The sequence below is a fragment of the Paenibacillus sp. CF384 genome, assembly GCF_900106745.1.
Classification (GTDB): domain Bacteria; phylum Bacillota; class Bacilli; order Paenibacillales; family Paenibacillaceae; genus Paenibacillus_Z.
In genome coordinates, this window is sequence record NZ_FNNV01000009.1 from 170,659 (window position 1) to 189,925 (window position 19,267).

Annotated in this window: 15 protein-coding genes; 14 read left to right on the forward strand and 1 reads right to left on the reverse strand. The window is 50.4% G+C overall.

Translation table 11 applies throughout. The features are described 5' to 3' along the window. Nucleotides 1-247: 247 nt before the first annotated feature. From BLW29_RS16445 to BLW29_RS16510, 14 genes are all read left to right on the forward strand, one after another. Nucleotides 248-976, forward strand: coding sequence for a (Fe-S)-binding protein (locus BLW29_RS16445; protein ID WP_090981644.1), 729 nt, complete (start codon nucleotides 248-250; stop codon nucleotides 974-976). Next, on the forward strand, nucleotides 973-2,505 hold the full coding sequence (locus BLW29_RS16450; protein ID WP_090981488.1) for a LutB/LldF family L-lactate oxidation iron-sulfur protein: 1,533 nt from the start codon (nucleotides 973-975) through the stop codon (nucleotides 2,503-2,505). The genes BLW29_RS16445 and BLW29_RS16450 overlap by 4 nt, the downstream gene beginning before the upstream one ends. Continuing rightward, nucleotides 2,495-3,229 carry a LutC/YkgG family protein gene (locus BLW29_RS16455; RefSeq protein ID WP_090981490.1) on the forward strand — a complete coding sequence of 245 codons (735 nt, stop codon included), beginning with the start codon at nucleotides 2,495-2,497 and terminating at the stop codon, nucleotides 3,227-3,229. The genes BLW29_RS16450 and BLW29_RS16455 overlap by 11 nt, the downstream gene beginning before the upstream one ends. An 18-nt stretch (nucleotides 3,230-3,247) precedes the next feature. Further along, nucleotides 3,248-3,955 carry a FadR/GntR family transcriptional regulator gene (locus BLW29_RS16460; RefSeq protein WP_090981492.1) on the forward strand — a complete coding sequence of 236 codons (708 nt, stop codon included), beginning with the start codon at nucleotides 3,248-3,250 and terminating at the stop codon, nucleotides 3,953-3,955. Nucleotides 3,956-4,110: 155 nt separating this feature from the next. Next, the gene (locus BLW29_RS16465; RefSeq protein WP_090981494.1) at nucleotides 4,111-4,383 is read left to right on the forward strand and encodes a DUF2277 domain-containing protein; all 273 of its coding nucleotides are present in this window, start codon (nucleotides 4,111-4,113) and stop codon (nucleotides 4,381-4,383) included. A gap of 266 nt (nucleotides 4,384-4,649) precedes the next feature. Next, complete coding sequence (locus BLW29_RS16470) at nucleotides 4,650-5,330, forward strand: hypothetical protein (protein WP_090981496.1); 681 nt, start codon at nucleotides 4,650-4,652, stop codon at nucleotides 5,328-5,330. Between the two features lie 1,419 nt (nucleotides 5,331-6,749). After that, the gene (cls, locus tag BLW29_RS16475; protein WP_090981498.1) at nucleotides 6,750-8,198 is read left to right on the forward strand and encodes a cardiolipin synthase; all 1,449 of its coding nucleotides are present in this window, start codon (nucleotides 6,750-6,752) and stop codon (nucleotides 8,196-8,198) included. A 39-nt stretch (nucleotides 8,199-8,237) separates the two neighbouring features. Further along, on the forward strand, nucleotides 8,238-9,065 hold the full coding sequence (locus BLW29_RS16480) for a GTP pyrophosphokinase (RefSeq protein ID WP_090981501.1): 828 nt from the start codon (nucleotides 8,238-8,240) through the stop codon (nucleotides 9,063-9,065). A gap of 190 nt (nucleotides 9,066-9,255) precedes the next feature. Next, complete coding sequence (locus BLW29_RS16485) at nucleotides 9,256-10,782, forward strand: peptidase G2 autoproteolytic cleavage domain-containing protein (protein WP_256208671.1); 1,527 nt, start codon at nucleotides 9,256-9,258, stop codon at nucleotides 10,780-10,782. 281 nt (nucleotides 10,783-11,063) lie between these two features. Beyond that, on the forward strand, nucleotides 11,064-12,857 hold the full coding sequence (locus BLW29_RS16490) for a cache domain-containing sensor histidine kinase (RefSeq protein ID WP_090981505.1): 1,794 nt from the start codon (nucleotides 11,064-11,066) through the stop codon (nucleotides 12,855-12,857). Continuing rightward, on the forward strand, nucleotides 12,850-14,415 hold the full coding sequence (locus BLW29_RS16495) for a response regulator transcription factor (protein ID WP_177186673.1): 1,566 nt from the start codon (nucleotides 12,850-12,852) through the stop codon (nucleotides 14,413-14,415). The genes BLW29_RS16490 and BLW29_RS16495 overlap by 8 nt, the downstream gene beginning before the upstream one ends. A 91-nt stretch (nucleotides 14,416-14,506) precedes the next feature. Next, complete coding sequence (locus tag BLW29_RS16500) at nucleotides 14,507-15,430, forward strand: ABC transporter permease (protein WP_090981509.1); 924 nt, start codon at nucleotides 14,507-14,509, stop codon at nucleotides 15,428-15,430. Between the two features lie 11 nt (nucleotides 15,431-15,441). After that, the gene (locus BLW29_RS16505) at nucleotides 15,442-16,347 is read left to right on the forward strand and encodes a carbohydrate ABC transporter permease (RefSeq protein ID WP_090981511.1); all 906 of its coding nucleotides are present in this window, start codon (nucleotides 15,442-15,444) and stop codon (nucleotides 16,345-16,347) included. 83 nt (nucleotides 16,348-16,430) lie between these two features. Further along, a complete protein-coding gene (locus BLW29_RS16510; RefSeq protein WP_090981513.1) occupies nucleotides 16,431-18,188 on the forward strand; it encodes an ABC transporter substrate-binding protein in 1,758 nt (585 codons plus the stop codon). Between the two features lie 58 nt (nucleotides 18,189-18,246). On the opposite strand, the gene BLW29_RS16515 is transcribed toward BLW29_RS16510, so the two are convergent. After that, the gene (locus tag BLW29_RS16515) at nucleotides 18,247-19,146 is read right to left on the reverse strand and encodes an AraC family transcriptional regulator (RefSeq protein WP_177186674.1); all 900 of its coding nucleotides are present in this window, start codon (nucleotides 19,144-19,146) and stop codon (nucleotides 18,247-18,249) included. Nucleotides 19,147-19,267 lie beyond the last annotated feature (121 nt).

Genomic DNA, 19,267 nt, shown 5'->3' on the forward strand with positions numbered 1-19,267 from the left:
AGTTGGTCTTTTCAGTGCAGGTGTGGCTCCCAGAGCAACACATCAGCAATTAGTTAGTCTTTTCAGTGAATGTGTGGCTCCCAGAGCGACACATTAGCAGTTAGTTGGTCTTTTCAGTGCAGGTGTAGCTCCCAGAGCAACACCTGCACTGTTGGAGCCAAGTCTCCGCATTTTTCTATTGTCAACATGTCTGACAACCTGATAAAATGATATCATAACTATTTCATAAGGCGAGGTGCCGATGAGCGTGAAAGTTTCCTTATTTATCACTTGTTTAAGCGATGCCTTATATCCTCCGGTCGGTGAAGCGATGGTGCGTTTGTTAGCCAGATACGGTGTGACGCTCGATTTTCCGACGGTGCAAACTTGCTGCGGTCAGCCTGCTTTCAACAGCGGCTATTGGAAAGTAGCGCGGGAGACAGCGGCTACGATTATGGCTGCTTTTGAAGATTGCGATTTCGTCATTTCCCCATCGGGCTCTTGTACCGGCATGATTCATCATTATCCGAAGCTGTTCGAGAACGATCCTGTCATGCTGGAGAAAGCGATCAAGCTGCAGGAGAAATCCTATGAATTCACGCAATTTCTGGTTCAAGTGCTTGGCGTTACGGATGTCGGCGCAAGCTTTCCGCACAAAGTCACTTATCATCCTTCCTGCCACGGCAGCCGTCTGCTAGGCGTGAAGGAGGAACCACTCATGCTGATGAAGCAGGTGCAGGGGATGGAGCTTATTCCGCTTCCTTTTGCCAATGATTGCTGCGGGTTCGGGGGTACGTTTGCGGTGAAAATGTCAGATATTTCGGGTGCGATGGTCAGCGAGAAGAGCGATCATGTGCTGGAGACGGAAGCGGAAGTACTGGTGGGCCTGGATATGGCGTGCCTCATGAACATTGCGGGCAATTTACGTTACCGGGATAAACCAGTGCGCGTGATGCATCTGGCGGAGCTTCTTTATGAAGGAGTGAAAGGCGCATGAGTGGAGCGGGAGCGGTTGGAGGCAGCACGGTCAAAGAACGGGCGGATCTTGCACTGAACAATGATTTTCTGCGTAAAGCGGTTCGTTTTACGACAGAGCGGCTGCGTACGGGCAAGGAGAAGGCAGCCGAGGATCATGGCAACTGGGATGATTGGCGTGAGCGCGGGCGGCAAATCCGTCTTCATACGATCGCCCATCTTGATTATTACTTGAATTTGTTTGTGAACAATGCGCGGGCGAACGGTGTCCATGTGCATTTTGCCGAGACGGCTGCAGATGCGGTGAAGATCTCGCTTGATATTGCGAAGCATGTGGAGGCCAAATCGGTCGTGAAGTCCAAGTCGATGGTGACGGAGGAGCTTCATCTCAACACGGCACTGGAGTCGATCGGGGTCGAGGCGATAGAGACCGATCTTGGGGAGTATATCATTCAATTGGCTGGCCAGACGCCATCCCATATCATCATTCCGGCTATTCATTTGAATCGTTATCAAATTGCAGATTTGCTATCGGCGGATGCCGGAGAAACGCTTGAACCGGATACGCAGATTCTTGCCGGCTTCGTGCGCCGCAAATTGCGCGAGCGGTTTCTGGAAGCGGATATTGGCATGACAGGCTGTAACTTTGCCATAGCTGAGACTGGTTCGATGGTTTTGTTCGAGAATGAAGGTAATGCGCGTATGGTAACGACTGTTCCGAAGACGCAAATTACGCTGATGGGGATGGAGCGTATTATTCCTTCGTTCGCCGATTTGGAAGTCATGGCGACTTTGCTGCCGCGGTCGGCGACTGGGCAGAAGCTTACGGTGTATATGTCGGCAATTTCAGGGCCGCGCCGCGATGTCGATGCGGATGGTCCGGAGGAGATGCATATTATTATCGTGGATAACGGGCGTTCGCTTCAGCTTGGCGATCCTGAGTTCCAAGAGCTGCTCAACTGTATTCGGTGCGGCGCTTGTCTGAACGCTTGTCCGGTTTATCGCCATATTGGCGGTCATGCCTACGGCGGCACCTATAGCGGACCGATTGGTGCAGTGTTAACCCCAGCGCTGAAGAAAAATCCTGCGGAGTGGGATGATATCGCCAACGCTTCGAGCTTGTGCGGTGCCTGTTATGAAGCTTGTCCGGTGAAGATTCCGCTTCATGAGATGCTTGTGTATTTGCGCCGCCGCAAGCTGGAAAGCGGTCGAGGCGATAAGCTCGAAGCGCTCGGCATGAAGGGATTCGCTGCGGTAATGAAGAATTCGAAGCGATTTAAAGCGGTGCTGAAGATCGGTCAATGGGGTCAAAAGCTTGTCGTTCGGGATGGCGGTATTCGCACGAAGGTCGGTCCGTTAAAGGGTTGGAACACGTACCGTGTTGCGCCGAGCTTGCCGAAGGAATCGTTCAGGGAGAAATGGCCGACGATGGAAGCGGAAATCCGCAGCGGCTTGCAGGAGATGGATCCTGCGATGAAGAACCGGATGGAAGCGATTGTGAAAGACCGCGGAACAGGTGGCAAAGGAGGAGGGCATGGTCATGGCAGCTAGGTCGAAGGAGCATCAAGCATGGCTCGACGGGCTTGCCGCGGAGTCGCGCGCGAAGCAGGTAGGATTCATTGACGGCATCTCGGCGAAGCTGAGACGTCCGCGCGAGATTGAGCCGCCTGCGCATCCGTATCGCGGCGCGCCGGATTTCTGGCAAGAGTTTGAGTGGCCGCTCGAGGAGCGCGTTATGAAGTTTATGGAGAATTTCAAAGCCGTCGGGGGGCATCCCGTTCGGCTTGCCGATATGGAAGAAGCGAAGGCGTTTATCGCAGGCAAAGCGGCTGAGATGAGCGCGAAGTATGTGATCCGCCAAAATCAGCCTGAGCTGAACGAGCTTGGCTTGGAAGCGGCCATTCCGGGTGCGACGATTTCCGTTTGGAACAGCGATCCGGAGGAATACTGGAAAGCACGTGCTGCCGAAGCGGATTTCGGTGTTGTAGTCGCTGATTACGCGGCTGCGTATACAGCCTCGATTACGGTTATGTCATCGAAGGACAAAGGACGCTCCGTCAGTTTGCTGCCTACCGTGCTCATGGCGATTATACCGATTGAACGGTTGCATACACGTTTGGGCCAAGTTTTGATAAACTTTGATCAGGCGGGACGTGCGAACTTGCCGGCAGGTATTCATTTCATATCCGGACCTTCGCGGTCGGCAGATATCGAGAACGATCTGACGATTGGCGTACATGGTCCGGGCGTCGTCTATGCGATCATTGTTGGCTAATAGAAGGGAATTCTACCGATGGAAGTTACCCGTTTATCGAAACGCAATCATTATGAGGAGATTGCTGAGCAGCTCAAGCGCTTGGTGATCGATGGCAAGCTGAAGGTCGGCGATAAGCTGCCATCGACGAAGGAGATGTCGGAGCAGTTCGGCGTTGGGCGCTCGACCATGCGCGAGGCGCTGAGTGCGCTGAAAGCGATGGGCTATATTGAGATTAAGCAGGGCGGCGGGTGCACGGTCATTTCCAATGCTCCGGTGGAAGTCGAGTTGCCCGAGCTGCAGTCGCTGCGGATGAACCGCGAGACGCTGCTCGAGCTGCTGGAAGCGAGGCAGTCCTTGGAGGTGTCGAACGCCTCCATCGCTGCGCTTAAAGCGACGGATGCGGATTTGGCGGAGCTGCACCGGATCATGCTGGAGATGGAAGCTTCGGTCGGCAATGATCTGGAGGGGGAACGCACCGATGTCGAGTTCCATGCGACGCTGGCTCATGCGACGCATAACTCCATCATGGTGCGGTTGTTCGATTCCATCGTGAGCCAACTTGAGATGGCCATCCGCGAGATTCGGCGGGTCGAGATTTATGCGAATCGCTCGGTTTCCAAGCGGTTGTATCGCGAGCATCTCGCGATATACGAGGCGATCTCGAGCCGGGATGCCGATCTAGCGGGTGAGCGGATGAAGCGGCATCTTGTACACGTGGTGAGTAACTTGTTGAAGCATTTGTAGAAATGAGGGGAATGCCCGCCGGGATCAGGATTGATCTTAGGCGGGTGTTTTTTTGTTTGGCTCAAACCATGGTTACATCAGCGGTGTTCGAGACTAGAGTCTGTGACTGCGTTGTAGTAAAATAAGGAAAATGCTTGTCCAAAAGGAGACTCGATATGTGCCGTAATATTAAGACGCTGTTCAACTTTGATCCGCCTGCCACAGAAGAAGAGGTTCATGCAGCCGCGGTGCAATTTGTCCGTAAGCTCTCGGGGTTCACTGCACCATCCAAAGCGAATGAAGCCGCCTTCCATACCGCGATTGACGAAATTACGGCAGTGGCTCAGAAGCTGCTGAGCTCCCTTGTCACCAACGCTGAGCCGCGCAATCGCCAAATCGAGATCCAACGCGCCAAAATTCGGTCGATTAAGCGGTTTGGGACGAAGTAACAATGAAAGGTTGCTGAGCCGATCATCGTCAAGTCTACATCGACCGAATGAAGAATAGGCCGAGTCATCGGCGAAGTAAGGTCTAACTTGCTCGCATCCGGTTTGTTAAGCATCCTCAGAATATTCCGATCTAGCGCGCGATAGTCGAATCCACTATAATTGAAGCATAAATGTAAACATGATTAGTCCTGAAGCACAGGCTGCTCTTCTCGGAAGTATTCCGAGCGGGCAGCCTATTTTTATTTGTCGCGGAGGAGTGTGTTGTGATGATGGAGCAACAAGGGTTTGAGCAAGCTTATACACGCATGATGGAACAGGCGTTGGCAGGTGGGAGCGAGGAGCGAAAACGCAGATTGGCAGAACATGGCGATGCAGAGAAAGCATTGCTGCAGCAAGTGTGGTGGCCGGCTGTGGGAAATTTGGACTATCTGCATCCCGAGTATGAGCTGCAGGATTTGAAGGGAGGGACGCGATTCGTAGACTATGCGTATTGCCCTCCACTAACTTATCAGTTGTTACTGGAGGTTGACGGCTTCGGACCACACTGGAGGGACATCTCCCGTTGGAAGTTCGCAGATGATCTAAGCCGCCAAAACCACCTGCTGATCGAAGGCTGGAAACTGCTGCGTTTCGCCTACGACGAGGTCATGGAGAAACCCCGCCGCGGTCAACAAACGCTCCTCATGGCGCTGGCCAAATGGGGCGGCATCGCTCGCCCCGCAGGTGAGGAGCTGAGCGTATACGAGCGAGCACTCCTGCACTTGATGCAGGAGTGCTGGGGGGAACTGTCACCGGTGACAGCAGCCAAGAAGATGGGGATTTCCAGAGAATCCGCAGCAAAATACCTTCGTTCACTTGTAAGCAAAGGCCTTCTTGTCGCCAAAGTCACTCCAACAGGTAGGGTTATGCGCTATAAGTTTTCTACTTCAAACTGGAGTAGCAGGTAAGCATTATATGTAACAATAGACAATAGCTAGCTAGTTGGTCGGAATGAGCGGATGAAGCGAACGAGGAGGTCTACATAGTAGCAAATTTGGCGGAACGAGCGCATGAAGCGAACGAGGAAGTCTACATAGTAGCTAGTTGGTCGGAATGAGCGGATGAAGCGAACGAGGAGGTCTACATAGTAGCTAGTCGGTCGGAAAGAGCGGATGAAGCGAACGAGGAGGTCTACATAGTAGCAAATTGGGCGGAATGAGCTCTTGAAGCGAACGAGGAAGTCTACATAGTAGCAAATTTGGCGGAACGAGCGCATGAAGCGAACGAGGAAGTCTACATAGTAGCTAATTGGTCGGAATGAGCACATGAAGCGAACGAGGAAGTCTACATAGTAGCTAGTTGGGCGGAATGAGAGGATGAAGCGAACGAGGAAGTCTACATAGTAGCTAGTTGGTCGGAACGAGCGGATGAAGCGAACGAGGAGGTCTACATAGTAGCTAGTTGGTCGGAATGAGCGGATGAAGCGAACGAGGAAGTCTACATTGTAGCAAATTGGGCGGAACGAGCGCATGAATCGAACGAGGAAGTCTACATAGTAGCTAGTTGGTCGGAACGAGCGGATGAAGCGAACGAGGAGGTCTACATAGTAGCTAGTTGGTCGGAATGAGCGCATGAAGCGAACGAGGAAGTCTACATAGTAGCAAAGTTGCCGGAACGCGCGCATGAAGCGAACGAGGAGGTCTACACAGTAGCAAATTTGGCGGAACGCGCGCATGAAGCGAACGAGGAGGTCTACACAGTAGCAAATTTGGCGGAACGCGCACATGAAGCGAACGAGGAAGTCTACATAGTAGCAAATTGGGCGGAATGAGCGGATGAAGCGAACGAGGAAGTCTACATAGTAGCAAAGTTGACGGAATGAGCGCATGAAGCGAACGAGGAAGTCTACATAGTAGCAAATTGGGCGGAATGAGCGGATGAAGCGAACGAGGAAGTCTACATAGTAGCTAGTTGGTCGGAACGAGCGGATGAAGCGAACGAGGAGGTCTACATAGTAGCTAGTTGGTCGGAATGAGCGGATGAAGCGAACGAGGAAGTCTACATAATAGCAAAGTTGACGGAATGGGCGGATGAAGCGAACGAGGAGGTCTACATAGTAGCAAAGTTGACGGAATGCGCGCATGAAGCGAACGAGGAGGTCTACATAGTAGCAAATTTGGCGGAATGAGCGGATGAAGCGAACGAGGAGGTCTACATAGTAGCAAATTGGGCGGAATGAGCGAATGAAGCGAACGAGAAGGTCTACATGCGCGCCGGCGGCCGGCGCTTCGATCCCCATCCCCCCCACTTTTGGCCTACGGCTCAAAATGGTTTATACTGGGGAAGGAATGCGATGAAGGCGCCAGCATTCGAGGAGAGGCATGCCGATGCTTACATTTGGGAATTTTTTTACTTATTTGATGGTCGTTAATATTCCACTTGCGATTGCGGTTATTTTCTTGGAGAGGCGTAACGTCGGCGTGACGTGGGCTTGGCTGATGGTGCTGCTCTTTCTGCCTGCGGTCGGATTCGTGGTGTACTTGGTTCTGGGGCAGAACCTGAGCAAGAAGAAGATTTATAAGCTGAACAAACGAACGAAGGAAACGATGAACGCGATGATCGAGAATCAGCGGCGGGAGTTTCGGGATAATCAGGTCGTGTTTAACGACGCGGCAGCTGCGAACTACGCCGATATGATCTACATGAATTTGACGAGTGGCTTCGCGTTGTACACGCAGAATAACAAGGTTGAAATTTACACAGACGGCAATGATAAATTCGGTGCGCTGTTCGACGACATTGAGCGGGCGAGCAGTCACATTCATCTTATGTACTACATCGTGCAGAACGACAAATTGGGAAATCGCCTGCTCGATGCGTTGTCCAGCAAAGCCAAACAAGGAGTCAAGGTCCGCTTTCTCGTCGATGACATCGGCTGCTCGCTGCTCCCGCGTCATTTCTTCGATCGGCTGCGGGCTGCGGGCGGAGAGGTTGCCTTCTTCTTCCCGTCGAAGATCCCTTATCTCAACATTCGCGTCAATTACCGCAATCATCGCAAGCTCGCGATAATCGATGGGCAAATCGGTTATATCGGCGGCTTCAATATTGGCGATGAATATTTAGGGCAAGATGAGCGCTATGGCGCGTGGCGGGACTCGCATCTGCGCATTACCGGTCATGCGGTGCTCCAGATGCAGGCACATTACATGCTGGATTGGAATATGGCTTCATCGTCGCCGATTATGCGGGACGTGCTGGAGCTGTTCCCACCGACCGCCAATACCGGAAACGCGGGCATTCAGATTGTGTCGAGCGGACCAGACCAGACGTTGGAGCAAATTAAGAACGCCTATATCAAAATGATCAATTCCGCGAAGGAAACGATCTTTATTCAAACGCCTTATTTTATACCGGATGAGAGCTTATTAACCGCTTTGAAAATGGCCGTCTTATCCGGAATCGACGTTCGCATGATGCTGCCAAGCAAGCCGGATCACAAAATGGTGTATTGGGCGTCGTACTCGTATTTGGGGGATTTACTATGCGAAGGCATGAAATGCTACCTCTATGAGAAGGGGTTCCTGCATGCCAAAACGATCGTGGTGGATGGTCACGTCGCCTCGGTGGGGACAGCTAATGTGGACATTCGCAGCTTTAAATTGAATTTTGAAGTCAATGCGATTCTTTATGATACCGAAACGGCCTCGCAGCTCAAACGTATTTTCGAAGATGACATGAAGGAAAGCTCTGAGCTGACTTATGAAGCCTATACGCAACGATCGACGTTTCACAGATTCAGGGAATCCTGCGTACGGCTGTTATCGCCGATCTTATAGTGGGTAATACAGATGAGAGCATCAAGGAGTGTGAGAGAGATGATGGACAAGCAAATGGTCATGGAATGGGCCAAAATGCTGATGAGCTATAAGTTTGCACTGGATGAAATAAGCACGAAACTGACCATTCTCAATGAGGAACTGCAATTTGTTCAGCATTACAACCCCATCGAGCATGTGAAAACACGGATCAAATCGCCTGAGAGTATTGTGGAGAAACTGCAGCGCAAAGGCGTGGAAGTGTCTAAAGAAAATGCGGCTGCTCATATCCGGGATATCGCCGGCGTACGGGTGATATGCTCGTTCACAACTGACGTATACCGCGTCTACGATATGATTCTCAGACAAGGTGATGTCAAGGTGATCGAGGTGAAGGATTACATAAAAGATCCGAAGCCAAACGGGTATCAAAGCTTGCATATGATCATTGAAATTCCGGTTTTCCTATCGGACCGCATTGAGCACGTGAAAGTGGAAATTCAGCTGCGGACCATTGCGATGGATTTCTGGGCCAGCTTGGAGCACAAGATCTATTATCAATTTCATGATGACATGCCGGAGTCCATTCGCGATCAACTGAAGGAAACGGCCGACATGATCGGTGCGCTCGATAAACGGATGCTTGGCTTGAAAGAGGAAGTACAGCGCTTTAGTGATAGTGCTCTGCAAACCACGGCATCTTCACTCACCTTGGCACCACCTGCACCACCAGCGCCCAAAAGAGTACTGAAACCTGCACCTGTGGCAGCACTTTCGCCTAAACCGTCTCCTGCTGCTCTTGCAACTCAAGCAGCGACGGCAGCACAATCGCCTGAACCTTCGCCACCGGCACAGTCATCGCCGACGCCGGCCACGAATCTAAAGTAATCGAGGAAATCAAGAAATATCAGGCAAGCGGTCCCTACGGGATCGCTTGTTTTTTTCTAAACTGTTGAAAGCTTTCAACGAATGAACCCGAGAAATGGGTTAAAAGTGTCCAAGCTGTACCAAGCATTTTACATAAAATGGTAGGTGGGAACATGCTTGCAGAGCTTATCCATATTTTTAGTGTGAAGGAGTGAAGAAATTGGCAGAAGATTGCAATCAAAATCCTACCGGGGAATGCTCGGAAGCAGAAGGCCGGGATACGACCGCAAGCGGAACGGCGTCTCACGCCGAAGGCTACCAAACCAGCGCGAGCGCGGATGCTTCCCATGCGGAAGGCAGCTCGACGATCGCCGGGGGCAGCGCCTCCCATGCCGAAGGCTATCAGACAGGAACAACGGCGGATAGTGCCCATGCCGAAGGCACTTTTACCACCGCCAGCGGAGTCGCCTCCCATGCGGAAGGCAGCCAAACAGTAGCTGACGGTGATGTCTCTCATGCGGAAGGAAATCGGACTACGTCGAATGGATTAGCTTCCCATGCGGAAGGGATCTTATCGACGGCGAACGGATCAGCTTCCCATGCGGAAGGGAGACAAACGTCGGCGAATGGCGAAGGTTCCCATACGGAAGGGTTACAAACGAATGCGAGTGGGGCAATGGCTCATGCTGAGGGGAGCTTTACTTCGGCGGGTGGAGAAGCTTCTCACGCAGAAGGCTACCAGACGGTGAGCAGCAATCTTACCGCGCATGCGGAAGGATTCATGTCTGCGGCAAGCGGTGTCGCGGCGCATGCGGAAGGAATTGCGTCGATAGCGTCGGCAGCCGCTACCCATGCGGAAGGCAGAGCGTCGCAAGCGCTTGGGATGAATTCGCATGCCGAAGGATTTATGACGAGAGCGAGCGGGTTGAACGCCCATGCCCAAGGAGAAAGTACGGTTGCTTCCGGGCAAGCTTCCCATGCCGAGGGCTCTCATACACAAGCGTTAGGTCCCGGCTCTCATGCAGAAGGTGTCGGTACGATCGTTGAGGCAGCACACACCGGAGCCCATATTATGGGTCAGATTGGAAGAACGAGGTTTCCTTACTCTTGGCATCTGGCAAACGGGCTGCTTGACGGACCTACCTTGAACTCGGCGGTAATCGAAGGGGCGACGGGCAACTTGTATCTCGACGGTACGGTTATTTCTCCGAATGCCGCAGATTATGCAGAGATGTTCGAAACATCGGATGGACAATCGATCGACGTGGGTTATTTTGTTACCTTTGATGGGGCTGGTGCGAAGATTCGGAAGGCCAATGATTCGGACCCTTACATTCTTGGCATTATCAGCGCCAGACCGGCCATGCTTGCCGACTCCAGCGATTTGCGGTGGCATAAGCTATTCGTTACCGATGAATGGGGACGCATTCAATACCGTGAGGTGACCGTTCCCGAGGAGAAAGACAGCGAGGGAACTGTTATTCGTTCAGCCGTTGTGAAGAAAGAACCGATCCTGAATCCGGATTGGGATTCATCGATGAGTTATATCCCGCGTTTACAAAGACCTGAGTGGGTGGCTGTCGGTATCGTCGGCAAGCTCCTTATTCGCGATGACGGAACTTGTCAGGCAGGTGGTTATTGCATGCCAAACGCGGACGGTATGGCAACAAATTCGGATGCAGGTTATCGAGTGATGGAGCGGACAGGCGCGAATCAAATCAAGATCTTCGTGAAATAGCATCGTGAAATAGCATGACGGAACACTAATAAATTCGCAGAGGCGTGACCTTCCAAAGGTCGCGCCTTCTTTGTGGACCTGTACGCGAAGCTCCCTAAAATGTCACAAAGTGTTCCGAAATCACTAATTATTACATGAAAAATGGAACAAATATTACCTGTTCTTTATCATTTCGATTGATTAGAATGGAGAATATGCTTGCGAGCATCCGCAACAAGCTACTATTTTGAAAACGCTTCCAGTAAATTGAAAGCTCCTATATAGAAGGGAAGGCTCCAGCTATGTTCCGATTCCTAATCCGCAGCATGAATGATATGAAGCTGAGAACAAAGCTTATTTTATCCTGTATCGTCGTTGTTTTCGTACCCGTTATGATGGTCGGGGTCTTCCTGACAAGTGAGCTGCGGCATATGGCGCTGGAGAATGCACTTGAACAGACAGCTGCGAACGTGGAGCGGGTGAAGAAACGAACGGCCGAGGTGATCAACGTCTCGAATGATATTTCCTATCGGATGTCCAATGACAGCCGGCTCGCGGGACTCGCGAATGGCCAATACGAGACGGTCTACGACGTCGTGAAGGCTTACAAGGATTATCCGGACATTAAGGAATATATCCGTTTGTACAAAGAGATAACCAATATTCGTTTCTATATCAATAATAAGACGCTGCTCGATAACTGGGAATTCATTCAGCCGACGACTTCGATTATCCGGACGAAATGGTATCAAACCGCGATTAACAGCAGTGGACTGATCGGTTGGAACTACATCGAGGATGAACGCGATCATCAACGCTATTTGAGCCTTATTCGCAAAATCGATTTCCTTAGTCAGCATAACATTGGCGTACTCGTAATCAATGTGAACGGGCGCATGCTCGATTCGATTCTGAACCAAGAAACGTTCGAGACGATGATCGTGGCGGAGGATAATCATATCGTATCTGCCAATCGACCGAATCGAGTAGGAAAGACGCTGGCTGAAATCTCGTTTGATCCGAACGTCATCGATAAGCAAAGCGGGAGATTCCAAGCGATTGTGGATGGAAAATCATCTCAAATCCAAATCGAACAGCTTGTTCCGGCTTCAAGCTTGAACGGGCTTCGCGTCATCTCGGTATTCTCCATCGACAGCATCGTGAAGGACGCCAATCAAATTATTGTGCTGGCGCTGACAGTCGTTGCGCTTAGTCTCGTAGTGGCAATCGGCTTGATCTATGGCTTTGCTACGTTTCTCTCGAATCGACTGCTGCGTCTCAGCAAACACATCACGAAGGTAGCGACCGGTAACCTCGATATTGCGCTCGAAATTGACGGCAAGGACGAGATTGGGCAGCTGTCCAGACAGTTCAATGCCATGGTGGTCAGCATTAACGAGCTCCTCATCGAAGTACAGGAAACGAACAAGCAGAAGGTACAAATTCAATCGAAGCAAAACGAGATCAAATTCAAAATGATGGCCAGTCAAATCAATCCCCATTTCTTATTCAATGCGCTTGAATCCATCCGGATGAAGGCACATTTGAAGGGGGAGAAGGAGATTTCGAATGTCGTCAGGCTTCTGGGCAAAATGATGCGCAAAAATCTCGAAGCCGGCAATCGAACCGTCATGCTGCGCAATGAAATCGATATGGTTCGCTGTTATTTGGACATCCAGAAATTCAGATATGAAGATCGGTTAATGTACGAGCTGCTCGTTGACCCCGCGGCGGAGCAGGCACCGATTCTTCCGCTTATCATTCAGCCTTTGGTGGAGAATGCCGTCATTCATGGCCTTGAGAATAGGGAAGAAGGCGGGATCGTTCGCGTGAAAGCCGAATTGCAGGGGGACATGATTCACGTGGAAGTCATTGATAATGGCGAAGGCATGGCGCGCGAGAGGCTGGAAGAGGTGTATGGAACGTTCGGCGATCAAGAGGATGGGGAAGGCAACCGCATCGGTCTTCGAAATGTCCATATGCGTTTGAAGCTCCTCTATGGCAGCGAGTATGGACTCGATATTTGGAGCGAGCCGGGCATTGGTACCAGAGTGCAATTTACGATTCCTATTGGAGGCGAGTCTGCTTATGTATAAAGTGCTCATTACAGATGATGAACCTACGATCCGCGAAGGCTTAAGAACGCTTATTGACTGGAATGGACTTGGCTATGAAGTAGTGGATACCGCAGCGAACGGGAAGGATGCGCTTGTCAAATACGATCGGCATAAACCGGATCTGATGATCGTGGATATTCGAATGCCCGGAATGAGCGGGCTGGAGTTGATTGAGCACTTGAGGAAAAACGAACAGACCGTTCATGTATTAATCTTGAGCGGCTACGCGGACTTTGATTATGCGAAGAAGGCGATTGCGCTGGATACGGACGGTTATCTGCTCAAGCCGGTCGACGAGGACGAGTTGGCCGATTACTTGAACAGGCTGCACGTCACACTAACGCGAGAATCCGCGGAGAAGCTCAAGAACGAGTTGAAGGAAGTGTGGAATCGCGAGCGAGTCGTGCAGTCCTATTTGACTTCGGGCACTCAGATGCCGACTGTCTTACAAGCGCAAGAATTGGCGGATGCTGAGCTGAATTGGGACAGCTATTCCGTCGTGCTCTTGAAATTGCAAGGCAAGGAACATGAAATCGAGCACGGGCAGTTGATGAAGCTGAAGGGGCTATTCGTTCAAGAGTTCGAGGAGAAGGGCGTCGGCGTTGTGTTTACGCTAGATTCCTTTATCGGGCTGCTTGTGAAGAAGGACCTACGGATTGAACAGAAGCGACAAGCACTATACAAAGACATAACAGCACTCTTGTCCCAGGAGGATTTCGTAATTACAGCAGCAGCTGCAGGATCAAGCGTGAGTCGATTAGAGGAGATCAGCAGCTCCTACGAGGAAGCTGCGAAGTACGTGAGTATGCGATTCTTCTATGCCGGCGATCAGCTTATTACGGCGGAAACAGCCCCGATTGCAGAGTCTGCTCCGCTTATCGACGCATCGGCTGAGGACAACGCGATCGATTGCGCGGAAACGGCGGGTCAGCTTTATTTTGCCATAGATATCGGGAATGCGAAGGCTATTGAGGAAATGGTTTCGGAGAAGGGAAGATGGCTGCTGGCGCGCGGCAGCTCGGAGCAAGCGATTAAGGCCGTGCTTGCAGAAATCGTGACCAGCGTAATCAGCAAGCTATCACAGCATGATCCCGATATGCAGACAAGAGGCGGCCAGCTGTCCGCTAGCATTCATGCGATCTTCGAACAAACGCGCTACATCGAGATGGAGCAGCATGTCATTGCTTTTCTGCAAGGATTAAAGCCGGAATCGTCAACCGTAGGGACGGATAAACAAATCAAAAAGATGCTTGATTTGATTCAGCGCAATTATGTGGAGAATTTGAAGCTGGATACGCTGGCAGCCGTTTTTAATTACAACAGTGCGTATCTAGGCAAGCTGTTCAAGAACGAAACAGGCGAATATTTCAACACCTATCTGGATAAAGTTCGGGTCGAGAAAGCGAAGGAATTGCTTAGCCAAGGGATGAAAGTCTACCTGGTTGCCGAGAAAGTCGGCTACTCCAACGTCGATTATTTTCATAGCAAATTTAGAAAATACGTAGGCAGCTCTCCTTCGGCATATCGGAAAATGTGAGATTTTTATATGATTTTGAGCAAAATTGTTAGGGTACTGAAAGCGCTTTATTTAATTTATCATTAGATTCATCAGCAAGGAGGAATTGCTTATGAACTACCGAAAGCCGCGTTTCTGGCACACATTTATGCAACAGAAATACTTGTATCTCATGTCTCTTCCCTTTATAGCGTGGGTGTTCGTATTCAGCTATTTGCCGCTCTGGGGATGGACGATGGCGTTCCAGAAATTCAAGCCTGCCAAATCGTTTTTCGAACAAGACTGGGTAGGGTTGCAGTATTTCAAGGAGCTGTTCCAAGACGATTCGTTCTACCAGGCGCTGCGCAATACGCTGGCGATGAGCGTAATGGGATTGGTTGCAGGATTTGCGATCCCGATCATCTTTGCCATCTTGCTTAATGAAGTTCGCATTCAAGTGTTCAAACGTTTCGTTCAAACGATTTCGTACTTGCCGCATTTCGTCTCTTGGGTCGTAGCAGCAGGGATCGTAACGAAGATGCTCTCCACCGATAACGGTGCAGTGAACGATCTGCTGGTCGGTCTTCACATCATCAGCGAACCGATTCAGTTCTCAGCCAAAGGCAATTTGTTCTGGGGAATCGTGACCGCCTCTGATGTATGGAAAGAAACCGGATGGAACACGATTATCTATCTGGCTGCGATTGCCGGTATTGGACCGGAGTTGTATGAGGCAGCAAGAGTGGATGGCGCGAGCAGACTGCAGCAGGTTTGGAACATTACACTGCCGGGTATTCGCTCCACGATCATCATTTTGGTTATCATCTCGATCGGTCACTTGATCAGCATCGGCTTCGAGAAACAATTCTTGCTCGGCAACAATCTAGTCCGCGATTACTCACAAACGCTTGATTTGTATGCGCTTAACTACGGGTTAGGCATGGGACGATACTCATTCGGTACCGCGATTAACATCTTCAACTCTGTCGTCAGTGTTATCTTGCTCTTCACGGCTAACGGTATCTTCAAGAAAATTACGAAAGAAAGCATCATTTAGGAGGCTGCCAAATGGAAACACGTTCAATATCCAGCGGTACGCCTTGGTCTGACCGCATCTTCGATATCGTTGTCTACGCATCAATCGTCATTGTTACTATCGCAACACTGTATCCGTTTCTAAATGTTCTCGCGATCTCGCTGAATGATTCAACTGACAGTGTACGCGGCGGAATCACCATCTTCCCGCGGCAATTCACACTGAAGAATTACGAGACCATATTTGCCTTCTCCGGCTTAATTACGGGGCTCAAAATATCCATCCTGCGAACCGTAATCGGCACACTGCTAGGTCTCGTCAGCGCTTCCATGCTGGCGTTCACGCTAAGCCGGGTCGACTTCCAAGGACGGAAATTCGTATCCACGTTCTTGGCACTTACGATGTATGTATCCGGCGGATTGATTCCGTTCTACATCTTGATCAAGGATCTTCATATGATGGGTACCTTCGCCGTCTACGTGCTGCCCGGACTTGTTAGCGCATTCAATGTCTTCGTTATTCGGTCCTTTATCGATGGGATTCCATATGCACTGCAAGAATCAGCCAAGCTTGATGGCGCTAATGATTTCACCATTTACTGGCGTGTCATTCTGCCGCTGACGAAGCCGGCACTTGCCACGATTGCCTTGTTCCTTGCAGTCGGACAGTGGAACTCCTGGTTCGATACGTATCTGTACAACGGTTCAAAGGATCATTTGACAACGCTTCAATACGAGCTCATGAAGGTCATTCAGAGCACGACAACGAACGTCGATAATTTCCGCGGCCGCAACATGGTCGAGGTCATGGCGCAGATTTCACCTGAATCCGTTAAGATGGCCATTACGATTATCGTTACGGTTCCGATCCTGATCGTGTATCCATTCTTGCAGAGCTATTTTGTCAAAGGGATGACGCTTGGTGCGGTAAAAAGCTAACTCGCTTCGATCACCAAACTTTGGTATTAGCAGGTTTCCTGTTTATACAATATAATTTTTACCATAATGGGAGGGTTTGCAACATGCAAAGAAAGACAGCTAAAACAGCTTCAATTCTAATGTCGCTAACAATGCTTGCTGGATTACTTGCTGGCTGCGGCAGCAACAACAATGAGAAAAACAATGAAACGAGCAATGCTGCGGTAACGGAAGGAAATACGAATACGAACGCTGCAAACGCTGATGCGAATAAAGATGCAGCAGCAGAAGATACGTCTCCGATTACGTTCTCCATGTTTGCAGAAGACCCGAATCCGAACTGGAATAACATGCAGGATGACGTCAGTAAAGTCATTACAGAGAAAACTGGCGTAACGCTGGATGCGGAATTCGCAGTCGGCGACCCGGCACAGAAGGTAGCGCTCATCGCAACAAGCGGTGAATATCCGGATATTATTTCGGCTAAAGGCGATATCGGCAAGCTGGTTGACGCTGGCGCGGTTATTGACCTGACTGATCTGATCGATAAATATGCTCCGAACATTAAGAAAGTACTGGGCGACTACCTGGTACGCGCTAAATATACGAATGAAGACCAAGCGATCTATGCGATTCCAACATGGGCAGCAGCAGATGAGCAGCGTTTCGTTGCAGGCGGCGGCTTCGAGCTTCAACACCGCGTAGTTAAAGAAGCAGGCTACCCAGAAATTCGCACGGTTAAAGATTATGAAGCCGTTATCAAGTCGTACTTGGAGAAGCACCCGACAGACGAGAATGGCAACAAAAACATCGGCGTATCCTTGAATGCCGACGACTGGCATATGTATATTTCCGTAACGAACCCAGCTGTAGCTACAACCGGCGGTTCCGATGACGGCGAGTATTTCATCAATCAAGATACGCATGAAGCGATCTACCACTTCCGTCGTCCGGAAGAGAAAGAATACTTCCGCTGGTTGAACCATATGAACGATATCGGCTTGCTTGACAAAGAAAGCTTCGTTCAGAAGTACGATCAATACAAAGCGAAAGTTGCTACAGGCCGCGTACTTGGTCTGATCGACCAAGACTGGGATTACAACGATGGTCAACAAGCATTGAAAACAGCTGGTAAATTCGATCAAACGTATGGTCACTATCCGGTTACAATGTCCAAAGATATCAAAGAAGCATCGTTCTGGCCAACCGGCTTCATGGGCGGCTACGGTATCTCGATCTCCAGCACGAATCCGGATCCGGTTCGTACGATTAAATTCTTGGATTACCTGGCTTCCGACGAGTTCCAAGTGCTTAACAACTGGGGCGTTGAAGGCAAGCATTACAATGTCGTAGATGGCAAACGCGTTGTACCGCAAGAAGTACAAGACCGCATCAACAACGATAACACTGCATTCACGAAAGAATCCGGTATTAACTTCTACTGGAACATGATGGTTCACTACGGCGATGGCGCCAAAGATCCATCCGGCAACTACTACACGAAGAACTTCCCTGAGCAGCTGGTTCTTGGCTACAGCGATGTAGAGAAAGAAACGCTTGCTGCTTACAAAGCAACAACTTGGAAAGACCTGTTCCCGAAAGAAGACGAGTTCAAAGTTAAAGCATACGGCGCAGCATGGAACATCTCGATTCCGGGCGAAGATGAAGTATCGATTCTTGGCACGAAGATGAGAGACATCACATGGAAACGTATCCCTGAAGCGATCCTGGCTAAACCAGCTGACTTCGATAAAATTTGGGATGCTTACATGGCTGACCTCGACAAAGCCGGCGTGAAGAAAATGGAAGAAGGCTACACGAAATACGTGAAAGACCGCGTTGAGCTCTGGAGCGCGAAGTAAGATTTAGCTAGTTAAGACAAGAAAGCCTCTTACACCTTGGGTGTGAGAGGCTTTCTTGTTATTGCGATGTTCGCGCATGCAACCGCCGGCGGTATTCGCCCGGTGTCTGGCCGGTGTGCTTGCGGAACATGCGGTTGAAGAAGCTGACGTCGTTGAAGCCGACGTCCAAGGCGATGTTGAGCACCTTGTTGTCGGTGGTTTCGAGCAGATTCACGGCATGCCGGATTTGGACAGCGTGCTTATAGTCGAGCAGGCTGAGCCCGGTCGTTTCCTTGAACTTGGCGGTGAAGGAAGAGACGCTCATGCCGCATAATTGGCTTAGTTGCTGCAACGTGAGCGGCTGATAGTAATGCAGCTCCACGAAGTTGACGATGGAGTCCATCCACTCTTTGTCGCTGACGGCGACGGGCTGCAGCGTTTTGCGGTTCTCGTGATGGAATCGGCTCAGCCAGACGAGACATTCAATCCACCTTGTCTTGATGATGAGCTGATAGCCTTCCCGCCGTTGACGGAATTCATCGTAGATGATTTGCAGATGGGATTGGATTTGCAGCTTCTGACTGGGTTGAAGGGAATGATAAGGAACGAAGGATTGCGTTTTGCGAAGAAACGGAACCAGATAGAAGAAGTTGACGAATGACGGCATCTGCTGCAGCACTTCCATCTCGCGCTGTAGAAATGACGCTTCGAAGAGAACATTGTACACAATCGTTTCTTTGTCCGGTGAACAGGTATAGCTGTGATAGACGTTAGGTTCCAGCACGAATACATCCCCGGCAACAAGCTGATAGGTATGGCCGGACATTTCATGCAGCGCGCTGCCCTCCACGACGAAGACTAGCTCCACAAAGTCATGCGTATGCGAAGGGATATGCTCGCCCTTCTGGATCGTATAGCGATCGATATGAAAGGGGAAATTCTCCTGATGGAAATAATTCTCACCCCGGAATACGGTCATGGGCTCCTCCTGCTGGGGGATTTCAATACAAGATTCATACATTTCCATGATAAGGGAACGTTCGTTCTTAGTCAATGAATCGAAATCAAAAGGGACAGTGCAGCGAATCATGCCCTGTCCC

Coding starts and splice junctions, on each gene's coding strand:
- BLW29_RS16450 (WP_090981488.1), top strand. CDS start 973: ATGAGTGGAGCGGGAGCGGTTGGAGGCAGCACGGTCAAAGAACGGGCG.
- BLW29_RS16455 (WP_090981490.1), top strand. CDS start 2,495: ATGGCAGCTAGGTCGAAGGAGCATCAAGCATGGCTCGACGGGCTTGCC.
- BLW29_RS16460 (WP_090981492.1), top strand. CDS start 3,248: ATGGAAGTTACCCGTTTATCGAAACGCAATCATTATGAGGAGATTGCT.
- BLW29_RS16465 (WP_090981494.1), top strand. CDS start 4,111: ATGTGCCGTAATATTAAGACGCTGTTCAACTTTGATCCGCCTGCCACA.
- BLW29_RS16470 (WP_090981496.1), top strand. CDS start 4,650: ATGATGGAGCAACAAGGGTTTGAGCAAGCTTATACACGCATGATGGAA.
- cls (WP_090981498.1), top strand. CDS start 6,750: ATGCTTACATTTGGGAATTTTTTTACTTATTTGATGGTCGTTAATATT.
- BLW29_RS16480 (WP_090981501.1), top strand. CDS start 8,238: ATGATGGACAAGCAAATGGTCATGGAATGGGCCAAAATGCTGATGAGC.
- BLW29_RS16490 (WP_090981505.1), top strand. CDS start 11,064: ATGTTCCGATTCCTAATCCGCAGCATGAATGATATGAAGCTGAGAACA.
- BLW29_RS16495 (WP_177186673.1), top strand. CDS start 12,850: ATGTATAAAGTGCTCATTACAGATGATGAACCTACGATCCGCGAAGGC.
- BLW29_RS16500 (WP_090981509.1), top strand. CDS start 14,507: ATGAACTACCGAAAGCCGCGTTTCTGGCACACATTTATGCAACAGAAA.
- BLW29_RS16505 (WP_090981511.1), top strand. CDS start 15,442: ATGGAAACACGTTCAATATCCAGCGGTACGCCTTGGTCTGACCGCATC.
- BLW29_RS16510 (WP_090981513.1), top strand. CDS start 16,431: ATGCAAAGAAAGACAGCTAAAACAGCTTCAATTCTAATGTCGCTAACA.
- BLW29_RS16515 (WP_177186674.1), bottom strand. CDS start 19,146: ATGACCGTATTCCGGGGTGAGAATTATTTCCATCAGGAGAATTTCCCC.